The organism is Fulvivirga ligni (assembly GCF_021389935.1).
Lineage (GTDB): Bacteria > Bacteroidota > Bacteroidia > Cytophagales > Cyclobacteriaceae > Fulvivirga > Fulvivirga ligni.
Window position 1 is genome coordinate 5,199,616 of the sequence record NZ_CP089979.1, and the last position, 15,193, is coordinate 5,214,808.

General features: G+C 38.4%; 15 protein-coding genes. 2 read left to right on the plus strand and 13 right to left on the minus strand.

The genetic code is table 11. The features are described from left to right. Positions 1–26: 26 nt before the first annotated feature. From LVD16_RS21825 to LVD16_RS21840, 4 genes are all read right to left on the minus strand, one after another. Entirely contained in the window at positions 27–1,364 is a 1,338-nt protein-coding gene (locus LVD16_RS21825; protein ID WP_233770413.1) for a hypothetical protein, read from the minus strand. Between the two features lie 545 nt (positions 1,365–1,909). Further along, a complete protein-coding gene (locus LVD16_RS21830) occupies positions 1,910–2,134 on the minus strand; it encodes a hypothetical protein (protein ID WP_233770414.1) in 225 nt (74 codons plus the stop codon). A gap of 64 nt (positions 2,135–2,198) precedes the next feature. Beyond that, positions 2,199–3,590 carry an alpha/beta hydrolase family protein gene (locus tag LVD16_RS21835; protein ID WP_233770415.1) on the minus strand — a complete coding sequence of 464 codons (1,392 nt, stop codon included), beginning with the start codon at positions 3,588–3,590 and terminating at the stop codon, positions 2,199–2,201. Between the two features lie 239 nt (positions 3,591–3,829). Then, positions 3,830–4,264 carry a hypothetical protein gene (locus LVD16_RS21840; RefSeq protein ID WP_233770416.1) on the minus strand — a complete coding sequence of 145 codons (435 nt, stop codon included), beginning with the start codon at positions 4,262–4,264 and terminating at the stop codon, positions 3,830–3,832. Between the two features lie 253 nt (positions 4,265–4,517). Between LVD16_RS21840 and LVD16_RS21845 the strand changes: the two genes are divergently transcribed. Beyond that, positions 4,518–6,944: an ABC transporter permease gene (locus LVD16_RS21845; RefSeq protein WP_233770417.1), complete on the plus strand. Its 2,427-nt coding sequence runs from the start codon at positions 4,518–4,520 to the stop codon at positions 6,942–6,944. Between the two features lie 90 nt (positions 6,945–7,034). Here the strand turns inward: LVD16_RS21845 and LVD16_RS21850 are convergent, their stop codons facing one another. The 3 genes from LVD16_RS21850 to LVD16_RS21860 are packed head-to-tail and all read right to left on the minus strand — an operon-like array spanning position 7,035 to position 9,405. Continuing rightward, positions 7,035–7,646 (minus strand): transposase, encoded by a 612-nt coding sequence (locus LVD16_RS21850; RefSeq protein ID WP_233770418.1) that lies wholly within the window; start codon positions 7,644–7,646, stop codon positions 7,035–7,037. 50 nt (positions 7,647–7,696) lie between these two features. Next, positions 7,697–8,401 carry a LytR/AlgR family response regulator transcription factor gene (locus LVD16_RS21855; protein ID WP_233770419.1) on the minus strand — a complete coding sequence of 235 codons (705 nt, stop codon included), beginning with the start codon at positions 8,399–8,401 and terminating at the stop codon, positions 7,697–7,699. After that, on the minus strand, positions 8,398–9,405 hold the full coding sequence (locus tag LVD16_RS21860; protein ID WP_233770420.1) for a sensor histidine kinase: 1,008 nt from the start codon (positions 9,403–9,405) through the stop codon (positions 8,398–8,400). Before LVD16_RS21860 ends, LVD16_RS21855 begins: the two co-directional genes overlap by 4 nt. 153 nt (positions 9,406–9,558) lie before the next feature. Here LVD16_RS21860 and LVD16_RS21865 point away from each other — a divergent pair, with 153 nt between their 5' ends. Then, positions 9,559–11,376 (plus strand): S41 family peptidase, encoded by a 1,818-nt coding sequence (locus LVD16_RS21865; protein ID WP_233770421.1) that lies wholly within the window; start codon positions 9,559–9,561, stop codon positions 11,374–11,376. Positions 11,377–11,419: 43 nt separating this feature from the next. Here the strand turns inward: LVD16_RS21865 and def are convergent, their stop codons facing one another. From def to LVD16_RS21895, 6 genes are read right to left on the minus strand one after another with little or no spacing between them, the layout of a single operon-like run. Beyond that, positions 11,420–12,001, minus strand: coding sequence for a peptide deformylase (gene def, locus LVD16_RS21870; RefSeq protein ID WP_233770422.1), 582 nt, complete (start codon positions 11,999–12,001; stop codon positions 11,420–11,422). Between the two features lie 50 nt (positions 12,002–12,051). Further along, complete coding sequence (locus LVD16_RS21875; protein ID WP_233770423.1) at positions 12,052–12,618, minus strand: Crp/Fnr family transcriptional regulator; 567 nt, start codon at positions 12,616–12,618, stop codon at positions 12,052–12,054. A 34-nt stretch (positions 12,619–12,652) separates the two neighbouring features. Beyond that, complete coding sequence (locus tag LVD16_RS21880; protein WP_233770424.1) at positions 12,653–13,096, minus strand: GNAT family N-acetyltransferase; 444 nt, start codon at positions 13,094–13,096, stop codon at positions 12,653–12,655. 34 nt (positions 13,097–13,130) lie between these two features. Further along, positions 13,131–13,418, minus strand: coding sequence for a YciI family protein (locus LVD16_RS21885; protein WP_233770425.1), 288 nt, complete (start codon positions 13,416–13,418; stop codon positions 13,131–13,133). Between the two features lie 41 nt (positions 13,419–13,459). Beyond that, a complete protein-coding gene (locus LVD16_RS21890) occupies positions 13,460–14,350 on the minus strand; it encodes a hypothetical protein (RefSeq protein WP_233770426.1) in 891 nt (296 codons plus the stop codon). Between the two features lie 38 nt (positions 14,351–14,388). Next, positions 14,389–15,108: a hypothetical protein gene (locus tag LVD16_RS21895; protein WP_233770427.1), complete on the minus strand. Its 720-nt coding sequence runs from the start codon at positions 15,106–15,108 to the stop codon at positions 14,389–14,391. Between the last annotated feature and the right edge of the window lie 85 nt (positions 15,109–15,193).

A 15,193-nucleotide genomic window follows, 5' to 3' on the forward strand; every position in this document is an offset into this window, starting at 1 on the left:
CGTATTCATTTTAGTGTTTGTTAGACTTATTTCTTTTTAGGTTCAGTTTTGGCTTCTTTACCTTTTTTCTTCTTAATCTGATCTAATAACCCAATGAATGCTTTTTCAGGTAATTCTCTTATCACAAATTCCTCTTTGAATAATTCTTTAAATGTGTCTTTGAAAATCTTATTTTCTCTAAATTTCTGAAAGAGAGGCCACTCTTGATAGGCATCCTTATCTAATCTTTCATCATTCGAACCTATCTTTAACATCATTTGTCGAGCTTGGTCATAATCCTCTTTTAGAACAGCAACAGCCAACTTAAACTCATTTCCAATAGACCAGTCTTCCTTGTTAAGAATTTTAAGACACCCTTTGTTGTCTCCATCCAAGTAATACGAAAGAGCTCTATTTATCATTAACATTTTACGTGTTTCTTCACTTCCCCGCTTTGGAACTACCTCAGTGGCAAAATGTAAGAGCTCTTTTGCCAAGTCGAAATAGCCCGTTACAATCAAGTCGTAACAAATGCTATTGATATTCAAATTGGCTTCTTCTATTTTCTCTGGTAGAAATTTTCTCCAAAGTACTTGGCCTAATTTCACCCCAACTTCAAAGATTGCATGGTATGCTTTCTCAAAATACAGAGGGTCAACATCCAATTGATCGTTAATATTAATACCAGTTATCTCAGGTACGTTATGTTTTTTGCAAACATCTAAATATTGCCTTGACACTAAACCATTGCAATGGACGAATAGATTTCGTCTTTCAGTAACCTCTATGAAAGTGGGAAGAACTGGAAGTTGGGAAGTTAGGGTGAAGTCCTTGTCAGTTAACTTAGTGATTCTTTTTTCTAAAGTTTTCAGTTGCTCATAATGACTATTCCTCAAAAGTGTTTCAATTTCTTTCTCAACGACATGGTCCTTTAATTCCTCTATATCTTCAAATTTTAGAATTTCTGAAAATGACATTTCTCTTTCTAGAGAAAATATCAATTCACGAGTTGTTTGAAATAAGCTACGGTAAATTTCACCTAAGTATGCATCATATTGGCTAACAAGTGAAACCACGAATGTCCTCGGTAATATGTTAAAGGCTGCTTCTGAGCTTTTGAGTTCTCGAGTTAAACGATTGAATTCGTTAAAGTCATCTAATGGAATCTTGAAGGACTTATCATCATTATCTTTTGTTTTGCTCTCAAAAAATTTATCCAACTTTTTACCATTCGACTGGTACTTGATTTGAATCAATCCAATAGTTAAAGGAAGGGATTCAGCTAATGCATCAATTTCCAAAATGAAATTGTCGATTGCCGACTCAAAGAGTTCATAATCTTCGATTTGATTCAATTCATTAGTTTCCTCTATTTCTTCGTCCATTTAACTAATTAAGTCTAACATCCGTGTAAGGGAAACAAAACATTCCCTTATTTCTTTTATATCAACCTGCCAAATCATACACAATGCCCAAAAAGTTGATCTATTAAATTTTCAACAAAATACTAAGGTTTACAATTAAAAAGTAACATAACAATAAAATTATATATACAAAAATTATAATAAGTCATTGAAATTAATTTTGGGAGATAGGAGTATTATTCACATAATATGCGAATATCTCATTCTGAGCGAATGCTCATATACATTGTAGTCTTAGGATGTTTGGCTCGATACGCGGGTTATTGCGACAGTTATTGGATGTAGTTCATTGATAACAAAATGGAGGTTAGTAGACAGAGTGATACGAGCCAGAGGCTCGCACCAGCGACGGTCATAACGGTGTAGTTCATTGATAAAAAATGGATGGTTGGCAAACAGAGTGATACGAGCCAGAAGCTCGCACCAGCGATGGTTAAAGCAATAAAGTGATATGTATTTCATTTTTTTAGTTTGAAATATTTTCCTTCGACGTAAGTAAAGACAACTCATTGTCTATTCAACTTATCGTACTCTCGAGCTTTTCTCTCTACATCTGAAATTTCATTATCCAAAACACCATTATGAAGATTTGCTTTATAAATTTGATTGGCAATATATTCCATATAATTCTCAATATTCTTATTAGATCTAGCAATAGAGAGAATGGACCAAATTAGAACAATGCTAATAATAAAGGATACAGCAGCAGCAGTTAATGTAATTAATTCCATAAAAATTTTAATTTAGTTCAATAGTTAATATAACTAAATTGATCTAAAACCCCACCTTTATTATTCACATCACTCCAATCACCCAGTCTCCAATCACATCCAATGCCTCCGGCGCAAAAGTCTGCTCTATTTGAGGATACTCAGATACACTGCCGGTTTCACAATGCTGGAAAAGGTGGTTGAGTCCATCCATTAGTATTACTTGTTGATTTTTAGATTTGCTGGCCTTAAGGGCTTTGTGCACTGGTTCTAAATGATATTTTGGAGGCACCTGGGTGTCCTTACTTCCATAAAGGGCCAGAGCCGGGACCTTTAGCTTTTCAATTTCATCGGCAGGGTTGTAATTATAGAAATACCTTACCCACGGCGTGGTTCTGGTGGCTACCAGGTTTTGGATAAATTCTTCTTTATCTACGGTTGACGGCAGCAGTGAAGCCAGCAAGGCAGAGTTATTGTAAAACTCAGTCAGCTCCTTTATCACCTCAGCTACTTCCTTATCGGCAGCGGCGATGTCAATGGCCTTTTTTATATAATCTTCATACTGCTGCTCATCAGCCACCGGGAAGTTTCTAAAATCTACCGCCTGCTGTAGAGACACTTGCCTGCCAGAGGTGCCCGTACCAGCCAGCATTACTATAAAGGCTACCTCCTTACATTGATTGGCCACCATGGGCGCAATGATCGCTCCTTCACTATGGCCTATCAGGCCTATATTCTTATGGTCAATATCCTGTCTGGACATGAGATAATCCACGGCGCTTTTCACATCTGAGGCAAAGTCGGCCGTGGTGCTCGCCGCAAAGTTACCGGTAGACTCGCCAAAGCCTCTGTCATCATATCTGAGCACGGCTATTCCTCTCCTGGTGAGATAGTCTGCCAATATCAAAAAAGGCTTATGAGTAGCAAAAGACTCATCTCTGTCTTGTGGTCCACTGCCTGAGATGAGTATTACCGCCGGCGCCTTTTTATTGGGACCAGCTGGCAAAGTTAGTGTGCCGGCCAGTTTCACACCTGCCTTCTTATTCTCAAACAATATGTTTTCTTCCTGATATGGATATGGCTTTACAGGTTCTTGCGGTCGGGTGAGCTGTGCCTCTTTGAGTTCCTCACGGGTGAGCGTTAATGGAACGGAGTTTACGCCTTCCTGAAAAACCCCTTCAATCTTCTGAGTACTAGCGCTCCACGTGCCTGTGTATTTAAAACCAACATTAGAGGCATCGATAACCAGCTTTTCACCTTCCAGCGTGGTGGAACTTGTCAAAACACCTTTTACACCCTGGCTGGGAATGGCTATTTCAGTACTAAAAGTATTATCGCCTTTGGTTATGTTAAATATAAACAACAGCGTTCGTCCTTTCTGTACTTCAAGCTGGCCATTCCAGGTGCCAGTTATGTCCTGGGCTATTGCTATAGTGGTGATTATTAAAAAGCTTAAAAGTGCCATTATCTTTTTCATATGTTCTTTTTTAAGGGCATAGCTATCCTGTTACTGATAGTTTCAGCCGCTGTTAAAATCTTATTTTACATGATGATATCTACAGAAAGCTTCTTCTGTAAAATGATAATGCTGTGGGTACCTGGCTCAGCTTATGTTTGAAATGTAATGAGAAATAAACTTCTCCATCCAAACTCAAAGTATTAGTAAAGGGAAGGATTAAAAAATCACAGAAAAGCGAAAAAATTTTTCAATTTGCTCTAAGTGAGGATTTTAGGAAGTTTATAAGACGGACCTTCAACGGTGGCCTGATCACCATACATTTTTACTTCGTAGTAAGTTAAGTCTGACTGCCTGAACCAACTCCTGGAGGTTTCTGCCACTTCATAAATGATCAAATGAGAAGTTTCATAAATGATTACTGCCTCAAACTGATCAAAATACAACTTTACCCATTTCTGAAAATCATCCGTATGCTGAATTTGGCTAAATGAATACTTCACTCTATTCTGCTGAAAAGCTCCTCCCAAACCAAGAAAGATCGCCATACTCAAATCGAAGTTACTGTATTTGATCGCATGAAAGTCAAAGTCTGCTCTTATGAATTGAATCACATGTGTTATCAGCAGAACAATGACCACCTCGACCATAAAATACTTAGCCTTAATCCAAATTGTATGATTTCTTACTTTCATTTATTCAATAAACGGATGTGAATTAACTTATTTATTATCCTCAATAATGAGTCAATATAATAAAAATGATGAAGGTACTACAGTTTCATCAAATTAGACCACACATTTGTCCGATTTTGATCAGTGGTGTTTGCCAGTGGGCGATCGATTTCAGACACTCAACGCACCAATTCCACACAACCAACTGATTATCAATATATTAAAACAATGGCACACATATTGGCAAAGGCTTTTGAAACAGATACAAATCCTTATGCTTAAGAACTATTTCAAAATTGCGCTGAGAAACATGGTAAGAAACAAGCTTTTTACTGTGATCAATATTCTGGGTCTCTCTGTAAGTATCGCATGCTGCTTGCTGCTATTTCTATATGTGTCTGAGCAGCTGGGATATGACAAGCAACATGGAGAGAATGTCTATCGTGTAACGGCAGATATCACTCAAAAAGGAGGCAGCACACTTCAGCTGGCTTCTTGTTCTGTACCAGTGGCGCCAGCCGTTGAAGAGCAAATTCCTGAAGTAGAAACGGCCGCCAGAGTACTCACCACAGAGGTTTTTGGTAAGGACATTATCTACCAGAAAGATGATTCTTACTATATTCAAGGTGGAGCGGCAGTAGATTCATCAATTTTTAAAATATTAAAATACGACATTATTGCCGGTAATGCCGATGAACCACTACCACATGCTAATGCGCTGGTTTTAGAAAAGGAATGGTCAGAAAAGCTATTCGGAAGCGAGAATGCCATTGGCAAACTTGTAAAGATCAGCACCGGCATGGGAGTTTCAGAATATGAGGTAACAGCCGTTTATGACAAAGACTCTTACAAGACTCATCTCTCTCCCTCTTTTATTATCTCACTTTCCAATGCCGGCTGGCATGAATTTATAGAAAGCCTATCATCACAGTGGGTAACGAACAACCTGGCCATCACCTACATAAAGCTTAAGAATGATGCATCTTCTGAAACGGTAGTAGATAAAATAGACCAACTTTTCCGAACAAACGGCGCTGAAGATATGAAAGCCTATGGCATGGATAAAAAAATGGCCTTACAACCTGTAAATGACATCCATACGAATGATCTATTCTTCGAAACTGGCGGAAAAGGCGTGAGCTTAACTTTCATCAATGTTTTGATTGCCATAGGCATACTTATTCTTACGCTAGCATGTGTGAACTATATCAATTTATCTACCGCTCAGGCCAGCAATCGTGCCTTAGAGGTAGGCGTAAGAAAGGTAATGGGAATCTCATCCAGAGGGCTCATAGGTCAGTTTTTGGGCGAATCATTTATCGTGGTGCTTATCTCTTTAATAATAAGCTTCTGTTTGGCCAGCCTTACGTTACCTATATTTAACCAGCTGGTAGATCAGCCCATTGCATTCAATGCTAAAAATACGATTCAGATCATTGAATACATGGTGATATTCTTATTTGTAACCGCTTTTGTGGCTGGCATTTATCCCGCCTTTTATCTATCATCCTTTAAACCTACGGTGGTTTTAAAAGGGAAGAATAAGGATAAAGGCAGTGCCGCTCTTTTAAGAAAGGTGTTAGTGGTAGGTCAGTTTGTAATTTCCATAGTACTGATCAGTGCCATATTGGTGATCTCCGATCAGGTAGATTTCATAAAGAATAAAGATCTGGGTTTTCAGCCAAGCTCAAAGTTAATTATACCTTTAGCCAATGACTTAGATAAAAAAGCGCCTTTACTCAAGGACCGCTTCAAAATGCTGGCTGAAGTTTCAGAAGTAGGCGGTGGCAACTACATACCGGGAGAATATATTTTTAGTGATCTGTTCTTATACAAGCAAGGCGAAAGTGTAAATGAGGCTGTTCATCTTTACCAAAACTGGGTGGATGCGAACTATGTTAAAGCACTGGATATGAAGCTCATAGCAGGAAAACATTTTAGAGCAGACATAAAAGACGATTCTGTATCTGCACGTGTTATCCTCAATCGTGAGGCTGTCTCTCAGTTTGGTTTCACACCGGAACAAGCTGTAGGCCAGACCCTATATGGCCAATGGGGTAATGTGGAATACAACTATCGCATAGTTGGGGTAATAGATGACATCAACCAGACTTCATTGCATAAAAACATAGAGCCCACCATGCTGTTGTGTGGCGATGGCGAGGTAGGCCAGCTTGTGGTGAAAGCAGACATTCAAAACTACTCGAAAACCATGGCTGGTTTAGAATCTATCTGGAAAGAAATTATTCCTGACACTCCTTTTGAAGCTTTCACGCTAAACGACCATATCATTAAGCAATATCACAGTGACTTTAAGACTTTTAATCTCATCAAATATTTTGCTTTCATCTCCATTTTCATCAGCTGCATGGGGCTTTATGCGCTGTCAGTTTTTGTAGCCGAAAGAAGGTTTAAAGAGATTGGTGTGAGAAAAGTATTAGGAGCCAACATAAAAGATATACTAGTAATGGTTTCTAAAGACCTATCCTTATTAGTAATAGTGGCTTTTATAGTCTCAGTGCCTATTTCCATCTACGTAATGAACATTTGGCTTTCTGGCTTTGCCTACAAAGTAGATCAGCAGCCTGTCACCTATGTTATTGCCGGTTTCGCCACGATTATGATAGCCTGGCTTACTATTGGTTATCAGTCGGTTAAAGCCGCAAGGACTAACCCGGTGGATGTGCTGAAGGATGAGTAGGAATAGCTGATTTATTTAACCCCCAGCCCTTCGAGGGTTTTCAACGTTACGACGAAAACCCTCGAAGGGCTGGGGGATTTAAAATAAAATTTAGTCTTCAAACTCCAATTTTATATCCTTCCTTTCCAAACTCCTATGCACCTCAACAAAGACCTCCTTTCCTCCAAACCATTCAAGAACTTCTCCTCTCTCTACTCGTGTTGGTCTATCGGATAGATAACTATGCCAGCTGCTATGGGGCCAGTCTGAGGCATGCTTTACGAAACCATGGTTTACAGGGTTATTATGAATGTAAGCAATTAAGGTAGTGAAATAGCTATCAGAATCAACCAACTTACGGTGGAAGCGCGGAATGAATAAACTACCCCTCCTATCATACATTTTATTATAAGCCTGAGTATAACCATTAAAAAGGTGAGAAAACTTTCTACTTATCGCCTTTGATAAATCAGTACCACCCAAATTTTCAAATCCTTTTAAGCCAGTTAATTTATCTTCCGGCCTTACCTTTATCATTAGATGGAGATGGTTAGGCATTAAACAATAGGCATAAGTTTCTACCACTGGGTAGGCATATTGTCCATACTTTACTAAAAAATAACGATAGTTTCCGCTTGAGCGAAAAAGCTTTTCATTTCCGTTAGCATGGGTATAAATATGGTAAACACGGTCTGACTCTAAATAAAGACGCTTTTCTGGCATGAAACATTTTGCTTTGGCTTATTAATAAGATAATAATAAACTCAAACATTTCACACCCTCCTATCCTTCAAATACGCCTTCAGTTCTTCCCTGTAGCTGCCTCCCACAGGTATTTCCTGGTCATTTATTAATACAGATCTACCATTATATTGGTCGATCTTATTGAGTGGCACTATGTAGGATTTGTGAATGCGCATAAACTGATGAGGAATTAAAAAGGCCTCAATGGACTTAAGTGTCTTCAGCGCCAGACAGTATTTATTACCTGTGACTATTTTAGCGTAGTCTTTTAGCCCTTGAATATAATCTATTTCTTTCACCAGGATTTTGATGAACTCTTCACCATCTTTCACAAAGAAGGAAGGCTGTTCTGCAGATTCTGTATTACTGGTAAGCCCCTTCTCAAAACGGGTAATTGCCTTAGAAAACCGGTCAAAGGAAACGGGTTTTAATAGATAATCAACCACCTCTAAATCAAAGCTTTCTACAGCATATTCACTATATGAGGTAGTCATGATAAACTTCGCTTTATCTTTACACGACTTCACCAGTTCCATACCAGAAATCTCTGGCATAGCGATATCAGTAAATACCAGATCAACCTGATATCGAGAATCCTTTAGATAGTTAAAAGCCTCCACAGCATCAGTGAAAGTGCCAAGCACATCATAGCCATGAAACCTTTTCAGATGATGGGCAATTACATCAATGGCTAGAGGTTCATCATCAATGATTATGACCTGGTGACTGCTCATTTACTCAGATTAATAGTTAGTTTGGATCTAAAACAGTGGGAATCTGGTCTAATCATGAGAGAAAAGTCTTTTTGATAAAGTAAATTCAGCCTTTGTTTCAAACTATCTAATCCTCTGCCCTTTCTTGGGCTGTGCTGAAAATGTTTCTTCTCAGCCACACTATTCTTTACTTCAAACACCAGTTCACCCGCTTTAATGGTTAGCTTTAAATGAACATAAGCATCCTTCGCATTGGTGTAAAATCCATGTTTAAAAGCATTCTCTACCAAAGGAATCAGTAAAAAAGGCTCGATAAAAACCTCTTCATTCTCATCTTTTTCTATCACCAGATCGATAGAAGCATCCGTTCCGAATCTTAGTTTTTCTATGGCAATATACTTTTGAATAAAATCAATCTCCTTAGACAAAGGCACTTTTTCCAGGCTCACATCATCAGTAATGTAGCGCATCATGGCTGATAATTTCAGAATATAATCGGCAACTTCAGGTCTATTCTTTAATGATAAGCTATACAAAGAGTTAAAAGCATTGTATAAAAAATGAGGGTGAAGCTGATTGCGTAGGAGTTGCTCTTGAGCCACCGCCAGCTCCCTTTCCAGCTTCTTGAATCTATTGAATTCATCTATCCGGCTGATGAAATATAGTAAAAGATAAAAAAGTAAGGCAATGCCCAGAAAACTGCTGAAATAGTCAAAAGTGGATCTTCCAGAAATCAATTGATGGATCCTATAGTCCTTAAGTGCTGCAAGACCTGCCAAAATAAGCCCGAGGCTTGAAATCATTGCCGCCTTAAGCCATATACTCCTAAAGGTAAAGGCATAATAAAATAATACATAGGCCACTCCTGCGATGAGAACATTCTCAGTGGCATCACTAGTAAGAAAGAAAAGCCATTGATCCGGCAAGGTTTCCAGCGCTTTTTTAACCCAGAGAAATACAAGCACGGATATTAACCCTGAATGAAAAGTGATTTTAATGGCCTTTATGATCTTCGGTTGTTTCATCTAAGATTTCAGTTCACCGTAAATATAAAAAATTACCCCGCAGCTAAATCGATGAACTCGCCTGGGTTGTCGATAATCAGGGTGGGTTTGTCGATTACATTTCCCGGCAGGGCTTGCATAAGATAAGTTAGAGCAGATTTTAAGATTAAAAACATGCGAATTTACTACTTACTCATTGGCCTATGTCTCCTGGCTGCCACAGGATCTGGTCAGGTTTTAGAATTAAAAAAAGCCTCTCCTTTTACGGCAGTTAAATGGGATGCACGGGATCAGCCAGTAGTGAGGTTTAATGGAGAATGGTTTACGCTCAAAAAGGTAGGCACTTACCCTACAGAAGCCATCACATCCTTCTGCAAAAATCAATATGGTAATAAATGGAAAAAGAGATTCTCAGAAGACCTGGTGCAAGTGCTTACTGAAATGGGAAAACCGCCAGAAACAGAAATTGACCTGATATTATCACAAAATAACAATATCCAGCAAGTTACAGGCATTTTCACCCTTGAAAACAGGCAAGAAGTACTGAGATACAACAATGCAAACACTGTTTACCCTGACAAAATCACCTCAACCCAAGCGCTTGAAGACATAGTGGAGTTTGAAAGGATTTTAGAAGAAAAATCCTCTTACATTCACCTCACGGACTTTGATTATAAAAAGGAAATCGGCTTACTTAAGAGCCATTTAGCACTTCACCCCGACAGTGTAGATATTAATGAGTTAGCCCATAACCTGGCTAGAATCATGTCTGGCATAGGAGATAGACATTCCAGTGTAAAAAACGAAAGGATCAACACCAGTGATTTCCCCGCTTACATTTTGCAACTGCCTTTTACTCTTGCCCCGCTCAACAGTGAAGTGGTAGCCTTAAAACCTTCCGGAGACATTTATCGATACTACCTCAATAACTTCCCGTATGTGAAGTCCATCAATGGCATGTCTATAGATCAACTTTTAGACTCTCTGGTATATAAACCTCAAAAAGCACCTTGGGAGGCCCGTCTTAGTCGAAGTATAGCCGCTATTCAGCAATTGGGCCAACTATATTTTTCCAATAATCTAAATGTATCGAAAAGCGTAGAGGTAGTATTAACGGATAATATTTCAGATACAACTATCTCCATACAGCTTAGCCACGCCTTTAATAGCTATAAATCAAATATAGAAAGTCAGCAAGATTCTATAAATGACTCGATTAAACAAGGTCAATTCAATCATCTATATAAAATACTGAATGGAAATATTGGCTGTCTATCCATACCTTCGATGTATCACCTTGCAGATTACAAAGGTTTGGAAGCTGCTATTGATTCAGCCTTTGTGGTGATGAAAGACACCAAAGCACTCATCATAGACCTGCGATTCAATCCCGGAGGCCGAAGAGACTTGATAAAAAAGATTGGCTCATATATCATTGATCCTAAAGCATCTCCATGGGTAGCCAATGTGGCTTATCTGCGCACAGATAAACCTGACATGCAACATGAATCCATGCCTCCCCGGTTCTTGTTTCCTTATAAGTATTTTGATGCAAGATGCAGACACGCCATTGATATGTTTATGAGCGATTTTACACTTGAAAAGACCTTTAATCACTCAAAGTTTAGCGCTCCACATTATATGGTATTGGAAGGTAGCGACAAGCACTACGGTAAACCCGTTTATATTTTAGTCAATGAAAATAGCTTTAGCGCTGCCACTGTCTTTACAGCTGCTTTTAAAGGACTACCGCAAGTGACCATAGCCGGTGTTACTACAGATGGCTCCAGCGGCAATTCTCAGAAAATAAATCTCCCCCATTCACAAATCCGCGTAAAGGTTTCGACCATGCTTTCCTTCCAGAGAAACGGTAAAACCTTGGATGCCCATGGCACTACACCAGACCTGCCACTGATAGCAGATGAAGGGCAGGTATTAGGTAAAAAAGATAGTCAGCTGATGGGATTGGTGGAGTTTATTAATAAACATTGAAGATATGGAGGCACAAGTACACACTTGCGCCAGTAGATTTAATTCATTTTGTAAATTTCATGGGATAAGGCACATCGATTTGTCCATTGGCTATTTTCTTTAGTTTGGAGACCATCAACTTTCTAGTAAGTGGCTTAAGGTATTTAAGATAAAGAATGCCTTCGGTATGATCAAATTCGTGCTGTATCATCCTAGCTGTTAACCCTTTGAACACTTTAATCTGCTTCTCAAAATCACGATTATAGTACTCTATCTCTATTCCCCAAGGACGAGATATTTGATATGACAAATGGGGGATACTCAAACAGCCCTCCAGATCATTCCATGTTTCTTTAGACTGAGATAATATTCGGGCATTTATAAATGTCTCTTGCAGACCGTGATCACCCTCGAAGTATACACCTCGATCAACATTATCCAAGCTATCAAAAGTAGATTTACTATCCACAATAAAAAGCTTCAAGGGAAGATCTATCTGCGATGCCGCCAAACCACATCCATTAGCGTATCGCATGGTGTCCCATAAATCCTCAATGATCTTATCTAAATCGGGATAGAACGTATTTATTTCGCTACATTTCTTGTGTAGCATAGGGTTTCCATAAGCTAAAATTTGCCTTTTCATATTTCTAGACAAATTACAGACAATGCTCTGAGGCAAGCAATGAACCTATGTTAACTAATTTGCTTTCTTATCCTACTCAGACCTTGAGGAGTAACACCAAGATAAGAAGCAATATATTTAAGGGGGATGCATTTTAAAAGGTGGGGCTGCTCACTAAAAAGATTTAAATATCTCTGCTTGGCAGTATACTTCAAAAGCGATAGTTCTCTCTTTCCTTTGGCCAGAAAAAGTTTCTCCGCAGCATGTCGACCCAAATAATTTCCTGCCTGAGTATTCATATATACCTGCTGTAAATCTTCATAAGAAATCTGCCACACAACGGTATCTACCAAAGCTTGCAACTCATATTCTGATGGCTTTTGAGTTAGGAATGAATCATAAGCACATGTGAAGCTCTTATTGAAGCTGAAGTTGAATGTTAATTCTTTATCGTCATCAGGGATGTAATAACGCACCACTCCTTTTTCTATAAAAGAAAGATAGTTTTCTATTTCTCCTTGCTTGGTTATGATATCATGTTTAGAAAAAACCTTTCTTTCAAAATGGGAGGCAATATAATTCCACTCTGACTCCTGCAGCTGAACTATTCTTTCATAATACTCTCTTAATTGTCCCATAGTACAATATACTATATTTTAGATTTTCAGGCTATCATTGAGACAATCTCATATGCAAAATAGGATACGGTTTCCCTGTGGGATCTAGTTCAGATCTGCCATAAACTTCAAACCCATTATGCAGATAAAAGCCTACTGCCTGGTCATTTTGTTCATTAACATCTACTTGCTGCACATTCAACTCTTCAATTGTGCAATTCAATAAGGTTTTGCCCATTCCGAAACCTCTATAGTCTGGATGAATGAACAGCATCTCTAGGTTTTGATCTGCCACGCCTGAAAAGGCAACTATTTTTCCTACTTCATTTCTCACGCACCTTAGCTCCACCGCATCAAGGTAAGTATTCAGGATTAAAGGCTTAAAGTACTGAATATCTGCTTCTGCCAGAAAATCATGAGTGGCTCGCACGGAGGCCTCCCAAACTTCTACCACCTCAGGATATTCTTCTTTAGAAATATGATCTATGGTATGTTTCACTATTGATTAGAAATGAATATTTTACACTAAACTACTACTGAATCAGGAAACTCAATTCATTGATAGCCTTACTGGGAACAAATTCAGTGATCTCAAAGTCAGCCAGATCATGCTTTTTAAACGGATCGAGCTCTATAACCTGAATCAAATCTTCCTTAACTTTCATATTGGATAGAATCACCCCTCCTGTTCTAGGTAACTTCCGGCCTGAGGCTACAAAATGGCCTAAGTCATACTGCTCATTTAAATAGGCGACATGCTCCTGTAGATATTGATCTACTTTTTCTAATGGTACTTTATATGTGAGATTGATTATAAACATGGTTGATTTGTTTTTTGTATATGAATATGCCGCTGAGTTTTCTACTTTATCTTCACAATCTTATATCGTTTTCCGTTGCTGCCTTCATAAGTATTTTCAGCGCCTAGTTGATATACGAACTTATGTCCACGTTCATTATAATAGAAGGTTTTACTTTCTTTATCATATTTCAAAATGGTATTAATGAATATTTTCGCATTGCTACCATCAGCAAATTGGATAGCAGAATACGCAACCTTCAAAAGATCATTATCATAGACCAATTCAAACTTGACCACCTCTTCCAAAGTTTTTCCTTCTGAATAAGTACTAATGGTAGCCTGATATATGCCCGGTAGTTCATCATCATATAATTCCCTTCTAATCATTAAGTTATTGTCATAACGATCTATGCACCCATCATCAGTTTCATTCTTAAATATGACATCAGCAATTTTAGCAGTTTCTACAAATCCTGTATAACAGCTTTCATTAACTCCTACACTTACTTTTGAAAACCTCTCACCACGATAAATTAAACTCATTTTTTTTCCTTGTGGTATCAAAAAATCTATGTTTTCATTTTTTGGGTAAAGCAGTGTATCCGTAAACATGTACATATCTTGAGTAGCCTGGCTATGATTATCATTTTCATCAAGTAAGATTTCAAGTATTACATCATCGCCATCGTTAAATCTAACAGTATTTATAGCAAAATACTCATCACCTCCTCGAGCATACTTTATGATATTGAAATGGCCCATATTTGTGCATTTCCCTGCCAGACACACCTCATCCTTGCTATCAAGAAAACTTAGCAACCCATCTTTCAGACTAGTAGCCTTTACCACTGCAGGTCCAGATTTTATTCTGTGGGTAACTCCATTTACCTGTGCACTTGCCAACAGAGGGATAAAAATTATGATGATATACGAAAGGATGATTTTGTTCATGTTATCGATAAATTGTGGAGCTTTTGAAGAGGCCAATCTCATACTAATTCAAGCGGATAAAGTTGGGAGATAATATTTGTTCGACCTTCCCAGGTCCCTTTCTCCGAAAAAGGCCTGAAACGCAGTGTCGTAAATTCAAAATGAAAATCTTTTCTGTCTCGCTCCTTCATGGCATCTTTATGCCGTTTGGGCTGGGAAACAGCACTATGTCCATGAACCATCCGCTCCATTTCTTTCCTAGATTTCCAGATAGAAAATGTAGAAACCGTTCTGGGAAATTTAATGGCAGCAAGAGATAAAGTTGTACCTGGATGATCACGCACCAATTTTTCTACTGGCCTCCCCCATTGAATAAATCTGGGTAATTCTGTAAGCCTCATACGGGCAATGGTTACTGCCACCACGCATTCATCAGGTTCTTCCTTTTGAATATTAACATCCGGCATTGTAAATTCATTGATATGTCCCCACTGCCTTAAAAAGGTCATGCGCGTATGCCAACCTTTTGCCAGCATCTTACCAAATGTTTGAGTCTCCAGAAAATGATCAAGAGCGGCTTCACTTTCCCATTGGGCAAACACGGCCATTTGTCGAACTAGTATTCTAGAAGTGGAAAAAACAGGTGCTCCTAAAGTCATCGAAGTCATGCATTCCCAGTGTATTAGGCCAGGTACTTTTACCTTAGAAGGTGGAAATAAAAAGGTTCTAAAGGCAGTGATATGATTGGTTTTTACCAGATGAAATGTGAATATGCTCATGGACAGGAATAAATAACTCAGTGAAATACACACTTATCGCAATCTATTAATAAATGCTGTATATCAAATCATTCACAACAATGAA